This window comes from Desulfurispirillum indicum S5, assembly GCF_000177635.2.
Classification (GTDB): domain Bacteria; phylum Chrysiogenota; class Chrysiogenetes; order Chrysiogenales; family Chrysiogenaceae; genus Desulfurispirillum; species Desulfurispirillum indicum.
Window position 1 is genome coordinate 1,218,214 of the sequence record NC_014836.1, and the last position, 23,421, is coordinate 1,241,634.

18 protein-coding genes are annotated in these 23,421 nt (G+C 58.4%); 6 read left to right on the forward strand and 12 right to left on the reverse strand.

Going from position 1 to position 23,421, the window contains the following annotated elements:
• Positions 1 to 20: 20 nt before the first annotated feature.
• From SELIN_RS05755 to SELIN_RS05805, 11 genes are all read right to left on the reverse strand, one after another.
• Positions 21 to 1,469, reverse strand: a complete 1,449-nt coding sequence (locus SELIN_RS05755) for a TrkH family potassium uptake protein (RefSeq protein WP_041725949.1) — start codon at positions 1,467 to 1,469, stop codon at positions 21 to 23.
• Positions 1,469 to 2,827: an NAD-binding protein gene (locus tag SELIN_RS05760; protein ID WP_013505727.1), complete on the reverse strand. Its 1,359-nt coding sequence runs from the start codon at positions 2,825 to 2,827 to the stop codon at positions 1,469 to 1,471. Before SELIN_RS05760 ends, SELIN_RS05755 begins: the two co-directional genes overlap by 1 nt.
• 28 nt (positions 2,828 to 2,855) lie before the next feature.
• Complete coding sequence (locus SELIN_RS05765; protein ID WP_041725950.1) at positions 2,856 to 4,361, reverse strand: tetratricopeptide repeat protein; 1,506 nt, start codon at positions 4,359 to 4,361, stop codon at positions 2,856 to 2,858.
• Positions 4,362 to 4,407: 46 nt separating this feature from the next.
• Positions 4,408 to 5,685 (reverse strand): dihydroorotase, encoded by a 1,278-nt coding sequence (locus tag SELIN_RS05770; protein WP_013505729.1) that lies wholly within the window; start codon positions 5,683 to 5,685, stop codon positions 4,408 to 4,410.
• 13 nt (positions 5,686 to 5,698) lie between these two features.
• Positions 5,699 to 6,913 carry a tyrosine--tRNA ligase gene (gene tyrS / locus SELIN_RS05775; RefSeq protein WP_013505730.1) on the reverse strand — a complete coding sequence of 405 codons (1,215 nt, stop codon included), beginning with the start codon at positions 6,911 to 6,913 and terminating at the stop codon, positions 5,699 to 5,701.
• 105 nt (positions 6,914 to 7,018) lie between these two features.
• Positions 7,019 to 7,999 (reverse strand): hypothetical protein, encoded by a 981-nt coding sequence (locus SELIN_RS05780; protein ID WP_013505731.1) that lies wholly within the window; start codon positions 7,997 to 7,999, stop codon positions 7,019 to 7,021.
• 2 nt (positions 8,000 to 8,001) lie between these two features.
• Positions 8,002 to 8,880: a hypothetical protein gene (locus SELIN_RS05785; RefSeq protein ID WP_013505732.1), complete on the reverse strand. Its 879-nt coding sequence runs from the start codon at positions 8,878 to 8,880 to the stop codon at positions 8,002 to 8,004.
• Positions 8,877 to 9,311 (reverse strand): hypothetical protein, encoded by a 435-nt coding sequence (locus SELIN_RS05790; RefSeq protein WP_013505733.1) that lies wholly within the window; start codon positions 9,309 to 9,311, stop codon positions 8,877 to 8,879. The genes SELIN_RS05785 and SELIN_RS05790 overlap by 4 nt, the downstream gene beginning before the upstream one ends.
• A gap of 56 nt (positions 9,312 to 9,367) precedes the next feature.
• Positions 9,368 to 10,309: a radical SAM protein gene (locus SELIN_RS05795; protein ID WP_013505734.1), complete on the reverse strand. Its 942-nt coding sequence runs from the start codon at positions 10,307 to 10,309 to the stop codon at positions 9,368 to 9,370.
• Positions 10,310 to 13,213 carry an anaerobic glycerol-3-phosphate dehydrogenase subunit C gene (locus SELIN_RS05800; RefSeq protein WP_013505735.1) on the reverse strand — a complete coding sequence of 968 codons (2,904 nt, stop codon included), beginning with the start codon at positions 13,211 to 13,213 and terminating at the stop codon, positions 10,310 to 10,312.
• Between the two features lie 102 nt (positions 13,214 to 13,315).
• Positions 13,316 to 13,933, reverse strand: a complete 618-nt coding sequence (locus SELIN_RS05805) for an arylesterase (RefSeq protein ID WP_013505736.1) — start codon at positions 13,931 to 13,933, stop codon at positions 13,316 to 13,318.
• Between SELIN_RS05805 and SELIN_RS05810 the strand changes: the two genes are divergently transcribed.
• Both SELIN_RS05810 and SELIN_RS05815 read left to right on the forward strand, forming a co-directional pair.
• A complete protein-coding gene (locus SELIN_RS05810) occupies positions 13,934 to 14,632 on the forward strand; it encodes an ABC transporter ATP-binding protein (protein ID WP_013505737.1) in 699 nt (232 codons plus the stop codon).
• On the forward strand, positions 14,629 to 17,145 hold the full coding sequence (locus SELIN_RS05815) for an ABC transporter permease (RefSeq protein WP_013505738.1): 2,517 nt from the start codon (positions 14,629 to 14,631) through the stop codon (positions 17,143 to 17,145). The genes SELIN_RS05810 and SELIN_RS05815 overlap by 4 nt, the downstream gene beginning before the upstream one ends.
• Positions 17,146 to 17,163: 18 nt before the next feature.
• On the opposite strand, the gene rnr is transcribed toward SELIN_RS05815, so the two are convergent.
• Positions 17,164 to 19,407: a ribonuclease R gene (gene rnr / locus SELIN_RS05820; RefSeq protein WP_013505739.1), complete on the reverse strand. Its 2,244-nt coding sequence runs from the start codon at positions 19,405 to 19,407 to the stop codon at positions 17,164 to 17,166.
• A 461-nt stretch (positions 19,408 to 19,868) separates the two neighbouring features.
• On the opposite strand from rnr, the gene SELIN_RS05825 reads away from it, so the two are divergent.
• The 4 genes from SELIN_RS05825 (at position 19,869) to SELIN_RS05840 (ending at position 23,420) form a co-directional block, all read left to right on the forward strand.
• A complete protein-coding gene (locus SELIN_RS05825) occupies positions 19,869 to 20,912 on the forward strand; it encodes a TRAP transporter substrate-binding protein (protein WP_013505740.1) in 1,044 nt (347 codons plus the stop codon).
• 14 nt (positions 20,913 to 20,926) lie between these two features.
• The gene (locus tag SELIN_RS05830; protein WP_013505741.1) at positions 20,927 to 21,499 is read left to right on the forward strand and encodes a TRAP transporter small permease; all 573 of its coding nucleotides are present in this window, start codon (positions 20,927 to 20,929) and stop codon (positions 21,497 to 21,499) included.
• Between the two features lie 18 nt (positions 21,500 to 21,517).
• A complete protein-coding gene (locus SELIN_RS05835) occupies positions 21,518 to 22,801 on the forward strand; it encodes a TRAP transporter large permease (RefSeq protein WP_013505742.1) in 1,284 nt (427 codons plus the stop codon).
• A gap of 196 nt (positions 22,802 to 22,997) precedes the next feature.
• On the forward strand, positions 22,998 to 23,420 hold the full coding sequence (locus tag SELIN_RS05840; RefSeq protein ID WP_013505743.1) for a PaaI family thioesterase: 423 nt from the start codon (positions 22,998 to 23,000) through the stop codon (positions 23,418 to 23,420).
• Position 23,421 lies beyond the last annotated feature (1 nt).

Below are 23,421 nucleotides of genomic sequence, written 5' to 3' on the forward strand. Positions count from 1 at the left end.
TTTCAGGAGGAGTCACAGGTTCAGAAACGCTTCCAGAATGAGCGGCTCAGGAGCAGGAAGAAGGTATAGCACTCCAGACGGCCGATGACCATGGCCAGGCTGAGGATCAGCTTATCGTACCACGCCATGAAACTGAAGTTGTCCATGGGGCCGACCAGGCCAAGGCCAGGACCCACATTGCCCACCATGGCCAGGGAGGCGCTCAGCGCTGTGGTCAGATCCAGGCCGCGCATGGAGAGGTAGATGGTCAGAGCGGCGTTGGTGCAGAAGTAGAGGGCGAAGAAGCCCAGCATGGCGGTCAGGATTCCCGACGTGATCTTGCGGTTGTCCATCAGCATCACGTATACCCCCCGTGGATGCACCATGCGCTTGATCTCCACCGCCAGCGCCTTGAAGAGAACCACGTAGCGGATAACCTTGACGCCACCAGCCGTGGAACCAGCGCAGCCGCCGATGACCATCACCAGTATGGTGAAGATGAGGAAGGCGTTGGTCCAGTCCACATAGTCGATACTGGCAAAACCGGTGGTGGTCATGATGGAGGCGATGGTGAAAAAGGAGTGCTTCATGGACTCATAGAAGCCGAGCTGCTGGGGTTGATGCAGGAAGATCATCAGACCCGCCAGCAGGGAAATGGCAAAAAAGAGCTGTAGGTAGAGGCGCGGCTCGCTGGTGCGGTAGCCGCTGAAGTCCTTCTTCAGCAGTTTGAAGTGGGCCAGGTAGTTGATGCCGGAAATCACCATGAAGAAGATGGTGATCCACATGATGGCGTCGTTGTGGGCATAGTGGCCAAAGGAGTCGTTCTTGGTGGAAAACCCGCCGGTGGCGATGGTGGAAAAGGCGTGGTTGATGGCGTCAAAGGGAAGCATCCCCGCCCAGTACAGCAGCAGGGCGTTGGCGATGGTAAAGGCCAGGTAGACCTTCCACAGGGCCATGGCGGTATCGCGGATGTGGGGCGTGAGCTTTTCATCCATGATGCCTTCGGCCTTGATGAGCTGCAGGGCGCCGTTGCCTACCATGGGGAGTACCGCGATGCTGAAGACGATGATCCCCATGCCGCCGAACCAGTGCATGGCGGAACGCCACATGAGCAGCATCTTCGGCAGGGCTTCGATATCGCTCATGATGGATGCCCCTGTGGTGGTAAACCCACTGATAGTTTCGAAGACAGCATCGCTGAACGAAGGGGTTGCACCGTAGAAAACAAAAGGAAGGGCGCCCACGACCCCGAGTATCAGCCAGATGGAGGTCACCACAAAGGCTCCTTCGCGGACATTCAGGTTGGCGTTATGGTGGCGCAGCCCCCACAGGATGGCGCCGCAGACAGCCAGGACACTCAGCATCAGCAGGAGGAAGGGCAGAAAAGGCTCGTCGTAGACGATGCCGGTGATGACCGGGAAGATCATGGAACAGCCCATGACAAAGGTGATGACGCTGAGGGATTTGAGCAGGTTTTTGAGAGTCACCATTACCTCGCGATCTGTTTTTTCACACTGGCAAGGCTCTCGTGCTTGCAGAAAATGATAATGGTATCCCCTTCCTGGGGCTCAAAGTCACCGGTGACGATAATGGCGGTGCCATTGCGAATAGCCGCCACGGCCAGCGCGCCTTCAGGGAACGCAATTTCGGAAATGCGCTTGCCGATGACACTGGATTTTTCGTGGACGACCCAGTGCAGCACCATACCCCGACCTCCCAGGAAGGAGCTTTCAGAGACGATTTTCTCACTGGAGAGGCGCTGGACGATGCCCGTTACCGTGGCCAGCTTGGGCCCAACGGCCACGTCGATGCCCATACTGTGGGCGGTTTCGTAGTAGTCCGCGTTGGAGTTCAGGCAGATGGCCCGCTTGATGCCGGTGCGCAGGGCGCTGATGCCCATGATGAGGTTGTATTCATCATCCATGGTGGCGGAGATCAGCAGGTCGGCAAGGTAGAGACTTTCCTGATAGAAGATGCCCTGGGTGGAGTGACGGTCGTTGATGACCAGCGCCTGATCCTGGAGGATCATGGCCGCCCTTTCGCATTCCTTTTCGTCGCGATCCAGGAGCTTCACCGAAGCGCCCTTCTCAATGAGCTTCTGGGCGACTTTGATGCCGATATTATTGGCTCCAAGCACCACGCAGCGCTTGGGGAATTTCGGCAGGGGGATTTTTGAGGTTTCGGCAAAGGTGTGCAGGTCGCTTTCAGTTCCCAGGAAGTAGATATAGTCGCGCAGGTGAATGCGGGTGTTGCCGCGGGGGATGACCAGTTCGCCGCCGTGTTCGCCGTTGTAGCGCTCGATGGCGCAGACAATGGTCCGGCCGCGAAAATTTTTCATAAGCTCGTAGACACTTATTCCATCAAGGTTTTCGTCGTCAATCTGCAGCGCCAGGGCTTTGACGCAGTCAAAGCGGAAGTGGATGATATCCCGCGCCCAGGAGTGTTCCACCAGATCGATGACCGACATAGCCGCCTGGTGGTGGGGTGAGATAAACATGTCAATGCCGGTACGCGCCCGCATCGCTTCGTAGTCAAGGGATTCATGGTTGATACGGGCAATGCGACGCGCCACACTCATCAGATCACAGATGAGCATGCAGGCGACAATATTGACCTCATCGGCATTGGTGACCGCGATGGCCACATCAAAGGCGGTATCCTTTTCCCGGAACGCCTCATAGGTTCCCGGTTCCACGGCGTCACCAAGGACAGGCAGGATATCAAGGTCCTCGGCCACCTTACTCAGGCGGTCCGGGTCATTATCGACGATGGTGACATCGTTATGGGCGGAAAAGACCTTGGCCAGCTCGCGGCCCACGCGACCCGCGCCGATTATGAGTATGTTCATGGGGAAATTCCTCGCATCACCGCATGGATTACGGTTGTTGCAGCAGCTCCAGGGCAGCTATGCGTTGTTCGATATTGCGCCTGATGCGCTGATTGTCTCCCGCCAGTTTCAGTGCCTGACGGTAGTAGTCAAGGGCATTGGCGTTGTCCTCCAGCATATCATAGGCATAGGCTATGCGATGAATGGTGTTCAGTTCCAGGCTTTGGTTGCCGCTGCCCACCTGGAGGTAGTAGGCGATTGCCCGCTCGTACTCCCCGAGCTCTATGGCACTGTTTCCCGCCATATAAAGGATAAATGGCCGCTCCTTGCCTTCCGAACCATAGGTTTCCAGGACGCGGATCAGCTCCTCAAATTCCTGGGCGTTGTAGAGGTCAGTTACATAGTTGAAGTACGCCTCGGGGGAGGGGAAGTTTTCAAAGATAAACTGGGAGATATACAGTACCGGCATGCCCCGCTGGTGGCGTATGGCATACTCGATGGCGTGGAAAGGGTACTGATCCTGGGGCTCCATGTAGAGCTCCAGGGCGCGGGATATCTCCTCCAGCGCGTCGTTTGTCCTGCCGCTTTTTTTCAGGGAGCGCACATAGAGCAGGTGCAGGTAAGCATCGGTCTGCTGGAGTTTTTCATATTCGCTGATATAGGTTGTAAATTTGTTCTCAGCGTAGAGTTTACGCAGGTAGAGCCGGGTAAATTCCTCGGAGTGGCGGGCAAAATCCATGAAGTACTGCAGGGAAACCTGGCGGAAGTTGGCCTCAAGGTACTGGGAGAGCAGTGGATAGGTGATTGTGTCCGGCGCGAAGAGCGCACAGTACTCCAGGCCCTTGCGCAGGCCGGCATCCTGATGGCCGGTGTTCAGGGCCAGCATGATGTACTGGGACATGACTTCGCGGGAAGGTTCGCTTTTAAGGCGCTCCAGTTCCTCGATGATGCCGAAGGCGTACTCAAAGTCCTCGGTGATGATGGCCGCGTTGATGAGATAGTAGAAAAAGGTGATACGGTCCTCTTCGTGGAGCTTTTCCGTTCTGAGGCGATCGGCGCGCGCAAGTGCCTGGTCGTAATCCTCCAGATGGTAGTGGGCTTTGACCAGATCCAGCAGTACCAGATCATACAGAGTGTAGTCGGCAGGGATCCTGTGCAGGTATTCCAGCGCCTCGACGTACTCACCCAGGTCGACGGCAATGCTGCCCATGGTATGCCAGGTGGCGAAATCTTCAGGTGCGGATTCTATATAGCGCTGGTAAAACTGCAGCGCGTTGACGAGGTCGCCGAGGATCTCATAGCACTGGGCCATGTACTGGTAGTTGATGACGCGGATGCTGCCGCCGTGATCCTTGGAGTCGGAAATGAGAAACCAGCGCAGGGCTTCCTTGTGATCGCCCTGCTGGTACTCGGAGATGCCCAGCATATGCAGCGCGTAGTAGTCCTCGGTGTTCTCCTGCACATAATCGCGCAGGAGGGTGCGGGCTTCGGCGGCAAAGCCGTCCTCAAGGAGTTTGCGGGCAACCTGCAGATCTTCGACGGTGCTCTGCGCCAATGAAGGTGCAGCCAGGATGAAAGACAGAAAAAATATACAGATACATCTAGACAGAATAGACACAGTTCCCCCTGAAATAGGTTGCCACCGGCAGTCCCTTGACCGTTTGGCCGATGAAGGGAGAGTTTTTGGACTTTGAAGCAAAATACTCCGTGGAGATGGTTGTGGAGCGCTCAAGGTCAACAATAACAAGGTCAGCCCACTTGCCGGCGGAGAGATCGCCGATTTCGTGGTCACGGCGCAGAATCTGCGCCGGCTTCCAGGTCAGCCGCTCAATCAGCGCGCTGAGGCTGAGCTTCTGCTGCTGGTAGAGGCGCAGGACGATGGGCAGGGCTGTTTCAAGGCCGATAACACCGAAAGCCGCATGGTCAAAATCCTTTTCCTTGTCAGTGATGGCATGGGGGGCATGATCGGTGGCGATAATATCGAGGGTTCCATCCAGCAGACCTTCAACGCACGCCTGACGGTCCTCTTCCGAGCGCAGGGGCGGATTCATCTTGAAGTTGGTATCGAAGGTCGTGATGGCACTGTCGTTCAGGAAGAGGTGGTGTGGTGTGACCTCCGCCGTTACGGGAATCCCCTGGGCCTTGGCCTGGCGGATCAGCGCGATACTGCGACCGGCGGAGACATGGCAGAAGTGAACCGGGGCACCGGTGTAGCGGGCCAGTTCGATATCGCGGGCCACGATCAGGGATTCCGTGATATCGGGAATGCCCTTGAGGCCGGTCTGGGAAGAGTAGCGGCCTTCGTGCACCACGCCGCCATGGCCCACATGGGGGTCTTCGGAGTGGCTGGCCATGATGGCGCCGAACATGGAGGCGTATTCCAGGGCAATGCGCATGACTTCGCTGTTATTGACGTTACGTCCGTCATCGCTGAAGCCGATGGCGCCGGCTTCGATCATTTCCGCCATGGCCGAAATAGTCTCACCCTTCATGCCGCCGGTGATGGTGCCAAAGGGCAGCACATTGCACTTCCCGTAGGCGCGGGCCTTGTTGACGATATATTCCGTGACCGTTTTCGAGTCGTTGACCGGTGTAGTGTTGGCCATGCAGCAGACGGTGGTAAAGCCACCCTTGGCCGCGGCGTCACTGCCTGTGTGCACGTCCTCTTTCCACTCCTGGCCGGGATCGCGGAAGTGCACGTGCAGATCAATCAGTCCGGGGAAAACGTGCCTGCCGCTGGCATCAATGATATCCGCGCCTTCATGCTGCAGGTTCTTGCCGACTTCCTGAATGCGCCCTTCACCGTTGATGAGAATATCGCAGACTTCATCGGTGGCGGTGGCAGGGTTGACCAGCCACCCGTTGCGTATGATTTTCATGGCACTGTCCTTGTTAGGGTTTGACAATGATTTTTGCAAAGCGACGCTTGCCGACTTTCAGCACGCATTCGCCGGGAACCTGAAATTCAGCGTGGGAGTCGCATATGGCGCTGCCGTCAAGGGAAACTCCCCCCTGTTCCATCAGCCGCCGTGCCTCGCCATTGCTTTTGGCAAAGCCCACAGAGGCGATAAACGTACAGATCCGCTTGTCGGCAGTGGCGCCGAGGGGCACCTCAAACACCGGCATCTCCTCGGGATTTTCTCCCCTGGCAAATACCTGCTCGAAGTGGCGTGCCGCTTCTTCGCCGGCACCTGCGCCGTGAAAGCGGTCGACGATTTCGCGACCGAGGGTGACCTTAACCTCTTTGGGGTGGAGGGAGCCGCTGGCAATGCCCTGTCGCAGCGCTTCAATGTCCGCCAGGCTGCGATCGCTGAGCAGCTCGAAGTAGCGGAACATCAGATCGTCGGAAATGGACATCACCTTGCCGAACATTTCGTTGGCCGGCTCCGTGACCCCGATGTAGTTGCCCAGGGATTTGGACATCTTGTTGACACCGTCGGTCCCCTCGAGAATCGGCATGGTGATGACGATCTGCTCTTCCTGACCGTAGCGACGCTGCAGCGTTCTGCCCATGAGCAGGTTGAACTTCTGGTCGGTGCCACCCAGCTCAACATCGGCTTTCATGGCGACGGAGTCGTACCCCTGGAAGAGGGGGTAGAAGAATTCCACCAGGCTGATCTCCCCACCGCTGCGGTAGCGGTTCTGGAAGTCATCGCGCTCCAGCATGCGCGCGACGGTGGTCTTGGCGGCCAGTTCCATCATGGCGCGGATATCCAACTCATAGAGCCAGTGGGAGTTGAAGACCACGCGGGTCTTTTCGGGGTCGAGAATTTTGAAGACCTGGGCCTTGTAGGTTTCCGCGTTGGCCAGGACATCCTCGCGGGTCAGCATCCTGCGGGTTTCACTTTTTCCGGAGGGGTCGCCGATCATGGCGGTGAAGTCGCCGATGAGAAAGTGTATTTCGTGGCCCAGAAGCTGGAAGTGGCGCAGCTTCTGCATCAGAACCGTATGGCCGAGATGCAGGTCCGGTGCGGTAGGGTCGAAACCGGCCTTGATAATCAGGGGTTTGTCCCGGGAAAGTTTTTTTCTGAGTTCTTCTTCTTCAATGAGCTCGACGCAACCACGCTTGATCAGCGCAATCTGCTCGTCGACAGAATGTGCGTTCATGCATCCTCCCCAATTCAATTGGCGACACTATACCATGTAAGGGGAGTGGTGGGGAATACGAAATCACCCGGACTTGTCGCGAAGTCCGGGTGCTCTGGAGCGATGTTACTCGCCGGGGCCGAAGTAGCGGCAGCGCGGGCTGATGCTGCGCAGAAAGCTGTCCGCTTCCGAGGGAGTACTGTACATGGTGACGCCGGGGCCCTCGGCGGTGGCCTCCAGGTAGAAGCCGGTGCCGTACTTGAGATTGTAGGGAATCCACATCAGGTCGGTGCGCACGCGGCTCCCGTTCTCCTTGACGGCGTAATAGGTGTAGATTTCCAGGGGATTCTTGCGGTTGAGACACGCTTCGGAGACGGGGCGCGTGAACTCCTGGGGATCATTGAAGCCATCGCTGATGCCGCGGTAGCGTTCGGTGACCACCTGGCGTACCGAGGCGAAGTTCCCGCCGACAACAGGGTCGGTGCGGTGAATGCGGTAGCGGCTGAAGCGGATGATGACATGATCCTCGCCATTTCGGAAGTGAAAGAGCTGGGGAGTGTTGATATCGCGTACCTGTTCAAAAGGACTCTGATCATCATACCAGAAGGGGGGTGTCACCGGTGGCGAGGTGGGCCGGAAGGCATCGGGATCCTTGTATGGCTCCAGGGCCATTTCAATGATCTCCAGGTTCAGGCTGTCGGCCTGGCGACGCAGCAGGATATTGAAGCTTTTGCCATCGGCGGTATTCCTGATGGGAAAGGTGACATAGTCGTTCGGGTCGGGTTGTGGCAGGGGCTCGATCAGGGTGATGGCGCCGGTTTGCGGGTTGACATTGACGGGCAGGTCTTCGCGGTAACTCAGAATTTCATAGGTGACACCCTCGAATTCAAAAAAGAGGGTGACGGTTCGCTCATAGCCTCCCGGAACCGCTTCGGGATCGTCGGCCTCAATGGTCAGATCCGCCAATTCGATGCCGATGCTGTTCATGGCGATCAGGCCGCTGGTAAAGGCGAAAATCGTATGGTGACTGGGATAGTTCAGCTGCAGGCTGAAGGCGCTGCTGAAGAGCAGCAGACACAGCAGCAGTGGTGTGGCGACGCGGATCATGGCTACTCCTTCACGGTCGGTGTAAAGGTCGAGATAACGATATCGGTAATGGCCGCCAGTTCCGAATTGCCCACCAGGGGATGCGTATTCTGGCCGTAGAAGTCGATGACGAAGTAGGTGTAGCTTTTGTGTTTATTGGAGTGGGCGGCTTTGGGATAGATCAGGGCTGTGCGACGGTAGTTGTCGTGGTGCACGGTACCATGATCATCGATCAGGTTTTCCTTGCCCCACATCTCCAGCATGGCGTACTTGTCGGGGTGGCCGATATACTCGACGTTTGGAGTGCCGAAGGTGGCCGAGATTTTGCGATCGGCGTATTCCTTTTCAAAGGAGTCCTTGACTTTGCCCATAATGCGGTCGTGGGTCTGGGAACCAATGATAATCCTCATGAATCCGTGCTCGTAGTGGTAGAGGGGGTTGGGGTAGAAAATCGGATAGTTCTCCGGCGTGTCGATGCGCTCCTTTTCCACACTGGCGAAATACAGGGAGTCGGCGGCCCTGGTGGTCATCTCGAAGGTGTTCTCCAGGGCGATTTCAAAGCGTGGATCGCCCTTCCACATCTCATGGATGTTCGAGGGAGCCTCCATGACCTGCAGGTGGCTCAGGACAAAGAGGTTCTCCTGGGGGTTCCAGGTATAGGTCGGTTTGACCCTGGTCTGACGGGAGGTGTCGGCGAAGGGGTAGCCGTCGATCTGCAGCAGTCCCTGTTCCTGCAGCTTGCGTGCGTCATCCACTTCGCCTGCGGTGAAGTAGACGGACTGTATGACGAAGCTGTCTTCCGAGGTGTATTCGACGATATTGTAGTAATCAACGACAATAAATCCGGCGCTCAGCACACAGAGCAGCAGCAGAGCCAGGAGAAGCAGCCTGTTCACTTTCATTTGGCACCCCCGCCACACAGACGGTTGTTGGTGCCTGCCACGCACACCACCACATCACGGTCGGGATTCCCATGGAAAATGATATGGTTGTAGGGGTGGCGCAGGGCATTCTCATGGTAGACGGCCACACCATAGATCTTTCCGTCTTCTATGGTCAGGCTGTACTCGTAATGGCGGGTGGCGTCAATGCGCGCGTGCCCCGTGGATGTCCAGCCACCGGCAGTCCGGATATCAGCGGTGTTGCGGATATCAATGCGTTGCCCGCTGGCGCCGGCTATGGCGGAACCCACATGGCTATGGTTGGCCGCCGCGCTGACCTTGCCGGAGCTGCCCGACGGTGTGTCGGTTTCCGTGACGCCACAGCCAGCCAGGGCCATCAGCGCCAGCGCTCCCCATGTCAGGAGCCGGTATTTCCATCGTACTTCTTCCATGAAGCACCACCTTGAAGAAAGATCGGTCGTCCATCCATGGACGTCTGCTGTAGCTCTTATCGGCACCAGCGGTAGAAATCTTCATCCCGGGTTATGAGTTTTTTTTCCAGCAGCTCACTGAGGGCTTTGTCAATGGCTGTGGTGTTACCGGAGCTGATGGTGGTGTACAGGTCTTGGGCGGTGCTTGGGCGCACCTGCAGGACGCGGCAGATGGCTGCCGCGATATCTTCCTCTGCCTGCAGTGCGGGAGGAGTGCCGGGGGCGGGTGTATCCGGGCGGGTGACCACTTCGGCGCCGGGAAAGAAGCGCGCTGCCAGGGAGTGCAGGTACTCCGCCGACGCCTTGACAAGGCCGGACTGTGTCCCGGGACGATCCATGGTGCCCAGTTGGATTCTGGTGTGGTCTATGGAGCGGCAGGCCGCTGCCAGGGCCTCCAGGTGGGCGGGATCGTCGTTGATGCCGGGCAGGATGAGAATCTCCAGCCAGATTTCCCCGCAAAATTGTCGCGAGAAATCGCTGAGGGCGGTGATGACCTCTTGTACGTCAATGGTGTGATGGGGCCGGTTGATGCGGGTGAAAATCTCCTGGGTGGCGGCATCCAGGGAGGGGACGACGATGTCCAGCTGCTGGCACTCCTGCCAGAGGGCGCGATCAGTCAGGGGAGTGCCGTTGGTGAGCAGGCACAGGCGGTATTGGGGGAACTCAGCTTTGATAGCGGCCACCAGCTCGCCGAAGCGACGGAAGAGCAGAGGTTCGCCGGAACCGGCAAAGGTGATGACATCGAGCTGCGGTTTGGTTGCCAGCAGGTGACGCAGCTCATGCAGCACCGCCTCCATGGGGACAAACTCCTGGCGGGTGGTGGTCAGGCGCGTGGTGGCACCGCATTCGCAGTAAATACAGTCCTCGCTGCAGGTCTTGTGGGGCAGCAGGTCGATGCCCAGGCTCATGCCCAGACGCCGTGAGCGGACGGGACCGAAGAGGTACTGACAGCGCACCATTCAGACCTTGAGCCCGTAGGCGCGGGCCAGCAGAATCGCCGGATGCAGGCCGTCCTTGCCCTTTGCCAGATGCTGTATCTGCATGCGGCAGGTGGGGCAGTCCGTGACACCGTCCACGCCCTCCTGGGACATGACTTTCCCCAGATCTTCGCCGATGGCAATGGAGAGATCATAGTTCTGCTTCTTCATGCCCCAGCTGCCGCTCATTCCGCAGCAACCGGCCTGGGACGCCTTGATGTTCAGTCCCGGAACCTGCTGCAGCACCTTGAGGGTGGCGTTGGCACCGGACTGCACGCGCAGGTGGCAGGGGCTGTGGTAGGCGTACTCATTGACGCGCTCAGGCATGGTGAAATTGAAATCCTGGCGCAGCTTGCCGTCCTTCTGCAGCATCAGCAGGTATTCGCCCAGGTGGTAGGTATTGCGGGAGACCAGGTGCGTGTCGTCGTTATCCACCGTAAAGAGCCACTCCTCCTTCAGGCTCAGGGCGCAGGAGGTGCAGCCGGTGATGATGTCGTAGCCCTTTTTGACATAGTAGGAAAAAAGACCCGCGTTGGAGATGACATCATAGCGGGCTTCCTTGACGTGGCCGTTGGAGAGTTTCGGCAGTCCGCAGCAGTGCTGCTCCGGTACCTCGACCTGAATGTTGTGGTGTTCCAGCACGTTGATAAGGGATTTCGCCACATCGGTCTGCATGTAGTTGGCGGCGCAGCCGGTGAAGTAGACGACCTTGCGGTCGGGGTTCTTCAGCTTCTGGCGACGTGAGGCGTAGTCCACCGCCGTCTCCTGGTGAAAGCGCATGGGTTCGCGTTTGCTGCTGATGCCCACCGTCTTTTCCATGATCTTGCGCATCAGGGCAGTGCGCATGACCGGGTTGACAAAGGGCGCCATGGCTGAGTTCAGGCGCGCGATGCGTTCCACCTGGGTGACCACCCGGTTCTGGAAGGTCTGGCCGTTGCGCAGGACGTAGCGCGCCTTGGCCTCCAGTACCAGCTTGGGAATGTCCACATTGGAAACGCACTCCAGATGGCAGCTCTGGCAGGAGATGCACTGATCGAGAATCTCCTTGAATTCCGGGCTGTAGGGGAACTTGCGGGTGTCCAGATTCCCCTGGATCAGGTGACGCAGAATGTTGGCCTTGGCCTTGGGCGCCGCCTTCTCGTCGCGGGTCACCTTGTAGACGGGGCACATGTTCACCACCTTGCTGACCGTGGTGCAGGTGGAGCAGCCGTGGCACATCTCAATCTGCTCCTGGTACTCCTGGTTCCCCTGGCCCCAGTGGAAAATGGTCCTGCGGGTATCGACCACAACCCGGTAGTCAGCGCCGTAACGCAGGTTTTCCGTGTCAGCGCTTTCTGATGCGTTGGTCTTGACATCGGGGTTCAGCAGGCCCTTGGGGTCGAATATCCCTTTGACCCTGAGGAAAACGGGGAAGAGATCTGGATAGACGCACTGAATATACTTGCTGCGTACCCTGCCGTCGCCGTGCTCGCCGCAGGGCGTGCCCTTGAGGCGTTCAACCACCTCGAAGAGCTCCCGGGAAATCTTGCGGAACTTCTCGATATCGTCGGGGTTTTTCATGCTGAGGATCGGACGCACGTGCAGCAGGCCTTTGCCCGCGTGGCCGTAGACATTGAAGGTGACCTTGTGGCGGCGCGAGCAGGCGTAGACCTCCTCGTAGTACTCCACAAGATGCTCCAGGGGCACAGCGGCGTCTTCCACAAAGCCGATGGCCTTGGCGTCGCCCTTGATCTTGTTAGCCAGGGGAACGGCAGCCTTGCGGATACCCCACAGCTTCTCCTTATCGGCCGTGGTGGTGGCGCTGATGAACTCAAAGGCCAGGGGCTGTTCGTCGCAGATGGCGGCGCGTACCTTTTCCAGGGAAGCGGTGCACTCTGCCAGATCGTCGCCGTCAAATTCAATCATCAGGACATTGTCCAGCTCTTTGGGCAGGGACTTGTCCAGGGCCTCATCCACTTCCCGGGCCTTACTGACCAGGGAGTTATCCATAAGTTCCACCGCTGCGGCGCCGTGGTCGACGGCAATGATGGTGGCGCGGCCACTGCTTTCGATATCCTTGAACATGGCCATGCCCAGGACTTCGTGGCGGGGAATGGGCAGCAGGCGGATTTTGATGCGGGTAATCAGCCCCAGGGTGCCTTCGCTGCCCACAAAGAGCGGCACCAGGTTGATCAGGCCGTTTTCGTAGACGCCACGCAGGTTGTAGCCACTGACGTTGTACCGGATATCCGGGTAGCCGGAAGCGATCTGGGTGCGGTTCTCGTCAATGCAGGCCATGATATTCCGGTAGACGGCGGCCTCCATGGTGTCGCGGCTGAGAATGGCCTGGAACTGTGGTGAGTCGACCTCGTAAGGCTTGACGTGGATCTTCTCGCCATTGGAGAGCACGACCTGCAGCTCCTCGATATATTCGCCTGTGATGCCGTATTTTACCGAATGGGCGCCGCTGGTGTTGTTGGCGGTCATGCCGCCGACGGTGCAGTAGTTGCCGCTGGAGGGATCGGGGGGGAAGAACAGACCATAGGGCTTGGCAGCCCGGTTGAGGTCGGCGTAGCGCACTCCGGGGTCAGTCCAGACATACTGGCCTTCGCGGTTGATCTCGTGAATTTTATGACGGTATTTGGTGAAGTCCACCACAATACCCTGCCCCAGTGCCTGACCGCCAATGGCGCTGCCCGCGCCGCGGGCGTGTACCTGGATGCCGCGTTGGCTGGCAAAGGCCAGAATTTTCTGGACATCAACCTCGTCTTTGGGGGAAACGGCCCCGAGGGGCAGGACCTGGTAGATGGAGGCGTCGGTGGAGAAGAGGTAACGGGTAGGCAGATCAAAATATACATCACCCTGGATGATGTCGCGAAGCTCTTGCGCTATGGTGTTCGTATCCAAGAAACACTCCTGGGGGAAGATGTTCAAAGCAGATAAACGCCGAGTATACCGATTTCCCTGTTGAACTGCAAGAAAGGGCGATTCGGCGCCATGGGCCTGCCTTCAGAACAGCTGGGATCGCAGGACGGGCCAGATCCTCTCCATCAGGAGCGGCTGCGCAGCCGTAGCGGGATGGATGCCGTCGGACTGCATCAGGGCGGGATTCTGCCCCACCTCTTCCAGAAAACGTTCCACCAGGGCGGTATCATACTCAGCAGCCAGATCAGGAAAGAGCCGGGCGAAGGCATCGGCATAGCGGGGGCCGTAGTTGGGTGGAATCTGCATGCCCACCAGCACCACGCGGGCACCCGCATTCCGCGAGTGCTCAATCATGGTGACGAGATTCTGGCGGATATGGTCCAGGGGCAAGCCGCGCAGGCCATCGTTGCCCCCCAGTTCAATCACCACGAGCTGGGGTTGGTGGCGCTGCAGCAGGTCATCGATGCGGCTGGCGCCAGAAGCGCTGGTATCACCGCTGATGGCGGCATTGATGATTTGGTGGGAAAATCCTTGTTCGCGCAACCGTTCCTGTAGTAAGTTAACCCAGGCTTCCGATTCGGCGACGCCGTAACCCGCCGCGATACTGTCACCCACGATGAGGATTTTCGGTGTCGGCTGGGCTGACGCCACGGCAAACAGGATTCCCATCACCATCAAAGCTGTCAGAAGGATACAACGCATATGTCAGACTCCTTTTCTTCAGAGACCATTCTTCAGGTTCACGAACTGCAGAAAACCGTACCCACTTCCGATGGTGAGCTGACCATCCTAACGTCAGTCAACCTTGAAATCAAGAAGGGCCGGACAGTGGCTATCACCGGTGTTTCCGGCTCCGGCAAGACCACCCTGCTGAGCCTGCTGGCCGGGCTGGACACTCCCTCTTCGGGCTCCATCTGTCTCGACGGACAGCGCATCAGCGACCTTGACGAGGATGGCCGCGCCGCAGTGCGCCAGCAGCGGGTGGGTTTTGTGTTTCAATCCTTTCACCTGCTCCCCCATCTGAGCGCCCTGGAGAACGTCATGCTGCCCCTGGAACTGGCTGGCGAGCGCGACGCCCACGGCATTGCCACCGGGCTGCTGCAGCGGGTGGGGCTGGAACATCGCGTCAAACACCTGCCCAAGCACCTCTCCGGCGGAGAACAGCAGCGGGTCGCCATAGCGCGGGCCTTTGCCACCAGCCCCGACATTCTCTTCGCCGATGAACCCACGGGGAACCTGGACATGCATAACAGCGCCAGAATCGCTGATCTGCTCTTCACCATGAACCGCGAGCGCGGCACGACCCTGGTGCTGGTGACCCACGATATGCAGCTGGCAGGACGCTGTCAGGATGTCTACACCATGGAAAACGGTCATCTGCGCCTGCGGGAGCGGTCATGAACCGCCCGGTCACTCTGCTGCGCCTGTTTCTGAAGTTTTTCCGCCGCGACTGGCGTGGCGGTGGGCTGCCGGCGCTCTTTCTGGCGGTGACCGTAGCCGTGGGAGCCACCACCACCGTCGCCTATTTTACCCAGCGCCTCAACCTGGCCATGCACCATCAGGCCCAGGATCTCATTGGTGCCGACCTGGTGGTTTCCGGCTCTCAGCCCGTCGATGAGCAGTGGCTTGCCACAGCAGCCTCCATGGATCTGCGCGTCAGTGTTCTGCTGGAGTTCACCTCCATGGTGGCCCACGGCGATGCGCTGGTTCTTTCCGCCATCAAGGCGGTGAGTGAAGGCTACCCCCACCGGGGCAACCTTGGCGTACGCCTTGCGGAACAGGAGCCCATGGTGGACGTACAGCAGGGGCCACAACCCGGTGAGGTATGGGCAGAGGCGCGACTGCTGGAGGAGTTGGGTGTCGGTATCGGCGCCGAAATCGAGGTGGGCAGCAGCCTGCTGCCGGTCAGCCGTATTCTTGACCAGGAACCCGACCGCACCGTCAGCGGCCTCTTTTCCATGAACCCTCGCCTGATGATGCACCTTGATGACATTGCCGCCACCGGCCTGGTGGTTCCCGGCAGCCGCGTCACCTGGCGCACCCTCTTTTCGGGAGCCAGTGATGACATCGCGGATTTTCAACAGTGGCTGCAGCCTCAACTGGGTGCCCACTACCGGATTATCAGTGTCAGCGAGGATCAGCCCGCCGTGGCCTCAGCCCTGGAGCGGGCCGGGCAGTTTCTGGGGCTGGCGACCATTGCCACCGTGGTGCTTTCCGGCGTTTCCATCTCCATGGCCGCACGCCTCTATGCCCGCCGCCACTTCCACACCAGCGCGCTGCTGCGCTGCCTGGGAGCGTCCGGCAAAACCCTGGGGGCACTCTACACGTCCCAGGTGCTCATGGCAGGGGTGCTGGCCAGTACCCTGGGTTCCCTGTTGGGGCTGCTCTTCTGTGAGCTGCTGATCATGGCCTTGCGGGAACTGCTGCCCCCCTTTATCCCTCCGGCGGGAATGGCACCGGCGCTGCTTGGCTATGGGGCCGGCGTGGTTCTGCTGCTGGGATTTGCCCTGCCACCACTGCTGCAGTTGCAGCGGGTCAGCGCCCTGCGCCTGCTGCAAAGCGACCTCTCCCCTCTGCCGCCCGCCGCCTGGCTGGTCTTTGCCGCAGCCCTCGGCAGCGTGCTGCTCTTTGTGGGATATTTCGCCGAAGACTTCCGCCTGGCCGGGATATTTGTCGGTGGCCTGCTCGCCTTTATGCTGCTTTCGGCGCTCATTGCCTGGACCCTGCTGCGGACAGTGGGCACGGTGCTGCCCTGGCTGCCCTTTCCCCTGCGCATGGGAATCCAGGGTCTGCTGCGCCGTCGCGGAACTGCCCTGCTCCAGATGGTGGCTTTCTCTGCCGGACTGTGCGCCATCGCGATCGTGGTGCTCCTGCGCACCGATCTGCTGCGCTCCTGGCAGCAGCAGGTTCCTCCCGATGCCCCCAATCACTTCGCCATCAATATTCAGCCCCACGACGCTGCCCGTGTGGCGGCCTTCATGGACGGACACGACATCAGACGCGCCTCACTCTATCCCATGGTGCGGGGCCGACTGACCCACATAAACGGGCGCTCCGCCCTGGAGGTGGTGCCCGAGAGCGCGCGGGACGACAACATCCTGCACCGCGAACTCAATATCACCTGGAGCGCAGAAGTACCCCGCCACAATGTGCTGGTGGAGGGGCAGTGGTGGGAAGACCACCGCGCGGAAGGCGAAGCGGTTATCTCCATAGAACAGGGAATGGCCAGACGCCTGGGCCTGCAGCGAGGCGATGAACTGAGTTTCTCCTTTGCGGGCCAGAGCCGCGCGGCCAGAGTCACCAGTGTGCGGCAGGTGGACTGGAACTCCTTTCAGCCGAACTTCTATGTGATATTCGCGCCGGGGCAGTTGCCGGAGCAGTGGGCCACCTCCATGACCAGCTTTTACCTGCCGCCGGAGCAGAAAGGCTTTATCCGGCAATTGGTGCAGCAGTTCCCCTCCGTGACCGTCCTGGAAGTGGATCGCATCCTGGGCCAGGTGCAGGGCATCATCAGCCAGGTCAGCCGCAGCGTGGAATACGTCCTGCTGTTTGTGCTGATCTCCGGCTTCGTGCTCCTCTTTACCATCGTACAGAGCACCATTGGCCTGCGGCTGCACGAAAGCTCACTGTTGCGTACCTTTGGCGCGTCCACAGCGTTTCTGCGCTCCAATACCCTGGCGGAATTCACCTTTCTGGGGCTGCTCTCGGGAATCCTGGCGACCCTGATTACCCATGGACTGGCCTGGATTCTCTACCGACAGGTCTTTGACCTGCCGCTGGACGCCCAATGGCTGCTCTGGGGCACATTGCCCCTGGGAGCCATGATTCTGGTGGGCAGTGCCGGGCTCTGGGCCTCGCGCTCCGTCGTCCAGCAGAGCCCGGTGGACCTGCTGCGGGAAAACCGTGACACTTGACCGTTTGTCAGCAGGCTATTATCGCTTCTGAGTACCTCCGCCGCGTGTGCGGCGATTTTCCCCTTTGCGTTTGTGGGGCAGGGGCGCGGCTGCTGCCGAGGGCGATTTGGCTTTTTTTGTCCGCGCCCTGGGGGCTTTGCTGCGTGAAGTTTTTTTTGTGTCTGCATGTTCCGGCTGGCTGCCGCTGCTGACCAGGATGAAGTCCAGCTCGCGCTTTTCCACGTCGGCTCTGACCAGCTGCACGGTCACCGGCATACCCAGGAAGAAGCGCTGGCGGGTGCGTCGTCCCACCAGTTCATGGGTCTCTTCCTGGTAGAGGTAGTAATCCTTGTCCAGGGTGGAGACGTGCACCAGGCCCTCCACGTAGCAGGTCTGAAGCTGTACGAAAATGCCCCAGCTGGTGACGCCGCTGATGATGGCGGAGAATTCTTCGCCCACAAAGGTGCGCATGAACTGGACGCTTTTCAGCAGCTCCATCTGGGTGGAAGCATCGGCGGCCTTGCGCTCCTGGCTGCTGCTGTGCTGGGCCAGGTGGGGGGCGCTGGCTTCCAGCCGTTTGTGGCGGCGGGCGCGCTTGGTAGTGTCCAGGGATGCCCGCAGGCTGCGGTGGACGATCAGGTCGGGGTAGCGGCGTATGGGGCTGGTGAAGTGGCAGTAGTGGGTGAAGCCGAGCCCATAATGCAGGCCGGATTCCGGACTGTAGACGGCGCGCTTCATGCTGCGCAGCATGAGGGTGCTGATGAGGTCTTCTTCGGGCTTGCCCCGGCTCTGCTCCAGGATGGTGTTCAGCTGGGACGAGTGGTAGCTGCGGCCCTTGAGGGGGTAGCCGAAGTTCCAGGCAATGCGGGCGAACTCTTCCATTCGCTGCTGATCCGGCTCCTCGTGAATGCGGAAGATGCCTGGATAGCCATGGCTGTCCAGGTGACGGGCCACGGTGACATTGGCGATCAGCATGAACTCCTCGATGAGCCGGTGGGCAAAGAGCCGTTCCGCCCGGCGCACGTCCAGCACCATCCCCTTCTCGTCGACAATCACCTCCCGTTCGGGGCGATCAAAGTCAATGCTTCCTTTGGTGAAGCGCTTTCGGCGCAGAATCTTCGCCAGCTTGGCCATCTGTTCCAGCGCAGCCGTGAAGGCCCGGTCGTGGACATTGCCATCCAGGATTTCCTGCACCTCTTCATAGGTAAAACGGCGGTCAGAACGGATGATGGATGGCGTGATATGATAACCCGTCACATTGCCCTGGCGGTCGATATCCATGACGCAGGTCATGGCGTAGCGGTTCACCTTGGGCATAAGGGAACAGATATCGTTGGAGAGCGCTTCCGGCAGCATGGGAATGCAGTAGGCGGGAAAATAGACCGATGTGGCCCGGTTCTGGGCCTCCAGGTCAAGGGCGCTGCCTTCGGTGACATAGTGGGACACATCGGCGATATGGACGTAGAGACGGAAGTTCCCCTGCTCTGTTTCGATGCTGATGGCGTCATCAAAATCCCGCGCCGTGGCTCCGTCGATGGTACAGGTAAGCAGCTTGCGGTAATCAGCGCGGCTGGTTGATGTCTTGACCACCCGCGAGACCGCCTGGGCTTCGCGCTCCACTTCGGGAGGGAAGTGCAGCTGCAGACCATAGGCTTCCAGCACCAGGGTGCGCTCCACCATGGCGTCGCTGGCATCGCCCACCACCTCTACCACTTCGCCTTCGGGCAGGGTGTTGCGACCGGGATAGCTGGTGATTCTGACCACCACCCCCTGCCCTTCGCTGACCGCTGCGGCACTGGTGCGATTGAGGCGAATCCAGGGTATCCCCTTGCGATAGGGGTTGAGCAGTGTCTGTTTGCCTTCCACCACCACCACGCCTGCCATGCGCTCCACTGCGCGCTGTACGATCTCCTTGATCGTCGCGCGGCCGTTGGGCAGAATGCGGAAGGTGATGATGTCGCCACTCATCAGCGTATCGGCATCGGCGGAAAGCAGCCGGTACTCATGGGAAGTAGTCTCGTCAGTCACAAAAGCCGTTCCCGGAGTCTGCGTCACCTGCACCCGCCCCTTGAGGGCAGAACTGGCAGAGAAATAACGATCGGAGGTATCGCGCCCCGCGCGCCCCTCCTTGCACAGCGAAAGCAGTACCCGTTGCAGGGTGGAAGTATCGGATTTGGAAAGCCCCAGGGCTCCACGCAGATGGCGCAGAGGCACTGGTTCGCCATAGGTATCGAGCAGGGCCAGGATCTCTTCGGCGAGAGACTTCTCGTCACGTTGCGGCATGGAGCCTCCTTGGGGCGCAGAATTACTGGGAATAACGAGGGGATAGTAGCACAGAAAGCCCGTGAAAACACCAGACCATCACGTACGTTGCAATGACGCGCGACGGCGAGCAACACCGCAGATGAGGGTTTTTCAGCAGCCTGTTAACCGTGGAAAGCTCGGTTTGCACAAAAGACTGCCAAAGACAGGAGGTCTCAATAAGGCTGATGCCGGGTGTGCTCTGGGGCTCTTACGACGCCGTTTCAACGCAGAACAATCGCCTGGCCGTGCCACGTCACCGTTGAGACTGTTCCTTATGACATGCTATAGGGAAGAGCCACAGTTACTCCGGTCAGTGGATGTTTTTTTACCGGCAAACTTGATAAATTTTGGTAAATTTGGCACAGTAAAACGGTATACAATTCAACGAAAATCCTATGTACATCCAATGAACACACCAAATCCTTGAGGAGTCGTGGAAAATGTCTTTGCCAAAATCCTTCATCATTGCCCTTTTCAGTACATTTGCGCTTTTCCTGGCTGGTTGCAGTCAGGATACTTCAACTCCCGCTGCTGGCAGCGGTTCCACATGGCTGTACGCCCACGAGGAGTTTGAAGGTGATGTGCAGGATGTCTTTGCCCATGAGTTCAAGAATTACATTGAGGCCAACTCAAACCACCAGGTTCGCATCTACCGGTTTGGCGAACTGGGTGAGTCTGATGACATCATGGAGCAGACCCAGGCTGGAATCCTGCAGTTTGTCAATCAGTCCCCCGGTTTTACTGGTTCACTGATTCCCGAAGCGCAGATCTTTTTCATTCCCTACCTGCTGCCTGTTGAGGATGAGCAGATTGTAGAGTTCTTTCGCACGAGTGTTGCCATCAATGAAATGTTTGGTGATCTCTATGCCGAGCAAGGCCTGAAGTTGCTGACCATGTATCCCGAAGGGGAGATGGTCGTGACGGCAGACACTCCGGTTCGCTCCCCGGAGGATTTCCGTGGTAAAAATATTCGCACCATGACTAATCCGCTGCTGGCGGAAACTTACCGTGCTTTCGGAGCCACTCCCACGCCTCTGCCCTGGGGTGAAGTGTATGGTGCTTTGCAGACCAACATTATCCAGGGCCAGGAGAACCCTATTTTCTGGATTCAGTCCGGCGGGCTGTATGAGGTTTCGCCGAACCTTATTTTTACTGGCCACGGGCAGTTTACCACTGCCATGATGGCGAATCAGGAGTTTTTCCAGGGGCTGCCGGAAAGTGATCGTCAGCTGATTCGCGAAGCTGCAGAACACGCCTTCAACTATATAACCGACTATGTTCCCGGACTGGGGGATCGCATGCTGGAAAAGATTCTCCAGTCCAGTGAGCGGGTGACGGTTACTCGCCTCACCGAGGAGGAGCGTCAGCCATTCCGCGCAGCTGCGGTACAGGTGGAAGATCGCTTTGTCGATATGACTGGTGAGCGAGGCAAGGCGCTGCTGGATCAATTCAAGGCAGACTTGCGGAACGTCCGCAGCAACTGAGGCAGGAGCACTCCATGTCCACCACCAGTCGCCAACCATCGCTGCCCGGTATTCTCGGAGCCATTGATCGCTGGATCGGCCATGCCGAGAGTCTGATACTGGCCGTCGGTGTGCTTTTGATGGCACTGAATACCATTGCTAATGTGGTGGGTCGCTTCGTCTTTGGTGAAAGCCTCTTTTTTGCCGAGGAAGTCAATCGCATCCTGATCGTCATGATTACCTTCGCCGGTATCGGATATGCTGCCCGCCATGGGCGTCATATCCGCATGTCGGCATTTTATGATCTCCTGCCCGTTACCGCGCGTCGTATCCTTATGATTGCCATCGCCACGTTCACCGCCATGGTCATGTTCAGTCTGTGTTACTTTTCCATTGGCTACATTGCCAGCACTCAGGCCACTGGACGGTTGCTGCCCACCCTGGGATTTCCCATTTACCTTATCTATCTCTGGGTTCCGGTGGGATTTGCAGTGACTGGTATCCAGTACAGTTTGACGGCCTACAGGAATGCCACGTCCCGCGAGGCTTATCTGTCAACCCATGTCATTGACCACTATCAGGATGTGGATCCGGAAAAACAGGTATAAACCAGGAAGGAAATTGCCATGGCAACCATAATGCTGGTACTGATGATCGCCCTGCTGGTGCTGGGCTTTCCCATGATGATTCCCCTGGTGGTTGCCGCCATGGTTGGCTTCTGGCTGAGTTTTGATGGGTTCGGTCAGATGAACACCCTTATCCAGCAAATCCTGGGGGGTATACGGCCGGCATCCCTGATTGCCGTCCCCATGTTTATTCTGGCTGCAGACATCATGACTCGTGGGCACTCGGCTGAGCGGCTGATCAATATGGTCATGGCCTTTATCGGACATATCCGGGGTGGCCTGGCGGTCAGCACCGCCGCTTCCTGTACCCTCTTTGGTGCCGTATCCGGCTCTACCCAGGCCACGGTGGTGGCCATCGGTTCTCCCTTGCGCCCACGCATGCTTAAGGCCGGCTACAAAGATCCCTTTACCCTGGCTCTCATTATCAACTCCAGTGACATCGCCTTCCTGATCCCTCCCAGCATCGGCATGATTCTCTACGGTGTTATCTCGGGCACTTCCATTGGTGAACTCTTCATAGCCGGAATTGGGCCCGGACTGCTTATACTGCTGCTTTTCTCCATCTATTGCGTCATATACGCCACTGTCAAGGGAGTTCCTACTGAACCCAAAGCGAGCTGGAAAGAGCGAGTGATTGCTGTGAGGCAGGCCCTGTGGCCCCTTGGCTTTCCCGTTATCATTGTGGGCGGAATCTATGGCGGTGTTTTCAGCCCGACAGAAGCTGCGGCGGCCTGTGTGCTCTATGCCGTCATACTCGAATTCATCATCTTTCGCGTCCTCAAACCCGCTGACCTCTACGCCATCGCCAAGTCCACCGGACTGGTAACCGCCGTTGTCTTTATCCTTGTCGGCGTCGGTAACGCCTTTTCCTGGATTCTTTCCTTTGCTCAGATTCCCCAGACTCTGCTCAGTGGACTGGGAATTTATGACATGGGAGCCAATGGCGTACTTATTGCCATCGCCATTGCCTTTTTTATTGCCTGCATGTTTGTGGACCCCATTGTGGTTATCCTCGTCCTTACCCCCATTTTTGCTCCAGCTGTTGCCAGTGCTGGAATCGACCCTGTACTGGTCGGCGTGCTCATCACCCTGATGGTCGCTATTGGCTCAGCCACCCCACCCTTTGGCTGCGACATCTTCACGGCTATAGCCATATTTAAACGACCCTACTGGGAGGTCATCCGGGGAACTCCACCCTTTGTACTCATGCTGGTCGCCTCCGCCATTTTGATCATCACCTTTCCCCAGATCGCCCTGTTCCTCAGGGACCTGGCCTTTGCCTAGGCAGGCCTTGTTCTTGCTGCTTCCCTTTCCCTGGCACCTGCCCTGGCGTGGGGGAAGTCCGTACGTATGGCATTCTGCCAGCTGCTTTTCCGAGTCTTTCGTTGGTGCTTCCTCTTCGCACGGTAGTGCTTCAATTTTCTTCATGCTCTGTGCTAAGTTGATTGCTTCAATCCAACGCTGTTTCTGGAGTTTGTATATGGATACTGCCCCTTATCTGAGCCGGATTGCCGACCGCCAGCCGGGTGCCAATCCCCTGATGGATTTCCTGCAGATTGAGCCTGTGAAGATGGGTCCCCAGGAGGTGCAGTTCTGTCTGCGCAGTTCTGGCGATCTGGCCCAGGGTGCCGGTCTGGTGGGTGGGGGTATTCTGGCGACGCTGGCCGATGAGGCTATGGCTCACCTGTGTCTGTTCCACCTGGGTGATGGCAAGGCGACGGTGACGGTGGAGTTGACGATGCGCTATCTGAAGCCGGCTATGCCGGGTGATACGCTGATTGGCCGCGCGTTTCCGGTTAAAATGGGCCGCACGATCATGCATGTTGAGGCTGAGGTGCTGCGCGAGCGCGACAATGAGTGCCTGGCCCGATCCCAGGCGGTGTTTATGGCCGTCGGGAAGTAGC

Coding starts and splice junctions, on each gene's coding strand:
- SELIN_RS05755 (WP_041725949.1), bottom strand. CDS start 1,469: ATGGTGACTCTCAAAAACCTGCTCAAATCCCTCAGCGTCATCACCTTT.
- SELIN_RS05760 (WP_013505727.1), bottom strand. CDS start 2,827: ATGAACATACTCATAATCGGCGCGGGTCGCGTGGGCCGCGAGCTGGCC.
- SELIN_RS05770 (WP_013505729.1), bottom strand. CDS start 5,685: ATGAAAATCATACGCAACGGGTGGCTGGTCAACCCTGCCACCGCCACC.
- tyrS (WP_013505730.1), bottom strand. CDS start 6,913: ATGAACGCACATTCTGTCGACGAGCAGATTGCGCTGATCAAGCGTGGT.
- SELIN_RS05780 (WP_013505731.1), bottom strand. CDS start 7,999: ATGATCCGCGTCGCCACACCACTGCTGCTGTGTCTGCTGCTCTTCAGC.
- SELIN_RS05785 (WP_013505732.1), bottom strand. CDS start 8,880: ATGAAAGTGAACAGGCTGCTTCTCCTGGCTCTGCTGCTGCTCTGTGTG.
- SELIN_RS05790 (WP_013505733.1), bottom strand. CDS start 9,311: ATGGAAGAAGTACGATGGAAATACCGGCTCCTGACATGGGGAGCGCTG.
- SELIN_RS05795 (WP_013505734.1), bottom strand. CDS start 10,309: ATGGTGCGCTGTCAGTACCTCTTCGGTCCCGTCCGCTCACGGCGTCTG.
- SELIN_RS05805 (WP_013505736.1), bottom strand. CDS start 13,933: ATGCGTTGTATCCTTCTGACAGCTTTGATGGTGATGGGAATCCTGTTT.
- SELIN_RS05810 (WP_013505737.1), top strand. CDS start 13,934: ATGTCAGACTCCTTTTCTTCAGAGACCATTCTTCAGGTTCACGAACTG.
- SELIN_RS05815 (WP_013505738.1), top strand. CDS start 14,629: ATGAACCGCCCGGTCACTCTGCTGCGCCTGTTTCTGAAGTTTTTCCGC.
- rnr (WP_013505739.1), bottom strand. CDS start 19,407: ATGCCGCAACGTGACGAGAAGTCTCTCGCCGAAGAGATCCTGGCCCTG.
- SELIN_RS05825 (WP_013505740.1), top strand. CDS start 19,869: ATGTCTTTGCCAAAATCCTTCATCATTGCCCTTTTCAGTACATTTGCG.
- SELIN_RS05830 (WP_013505741.1), top strand. CDS start 20,927: ATGTCCACCACCAGTCGCCAACCATCGCTGCCCGGTATTCTCGGAGCC.
- SELIN_RS05835 (WP_013505742.1), top strand. CDS start 21,518: ATGGCAACCATAATGCTGGTACTGATGATCGCCCTGCTGGTGCTGGGC.
- SELIN_RS05840 (WP_013505743.1), top strand. CDS start 22,998: ATGGATACTGCCCCTTATCTGAGCCGGATTGCCGACCGCCAGCCGGGT.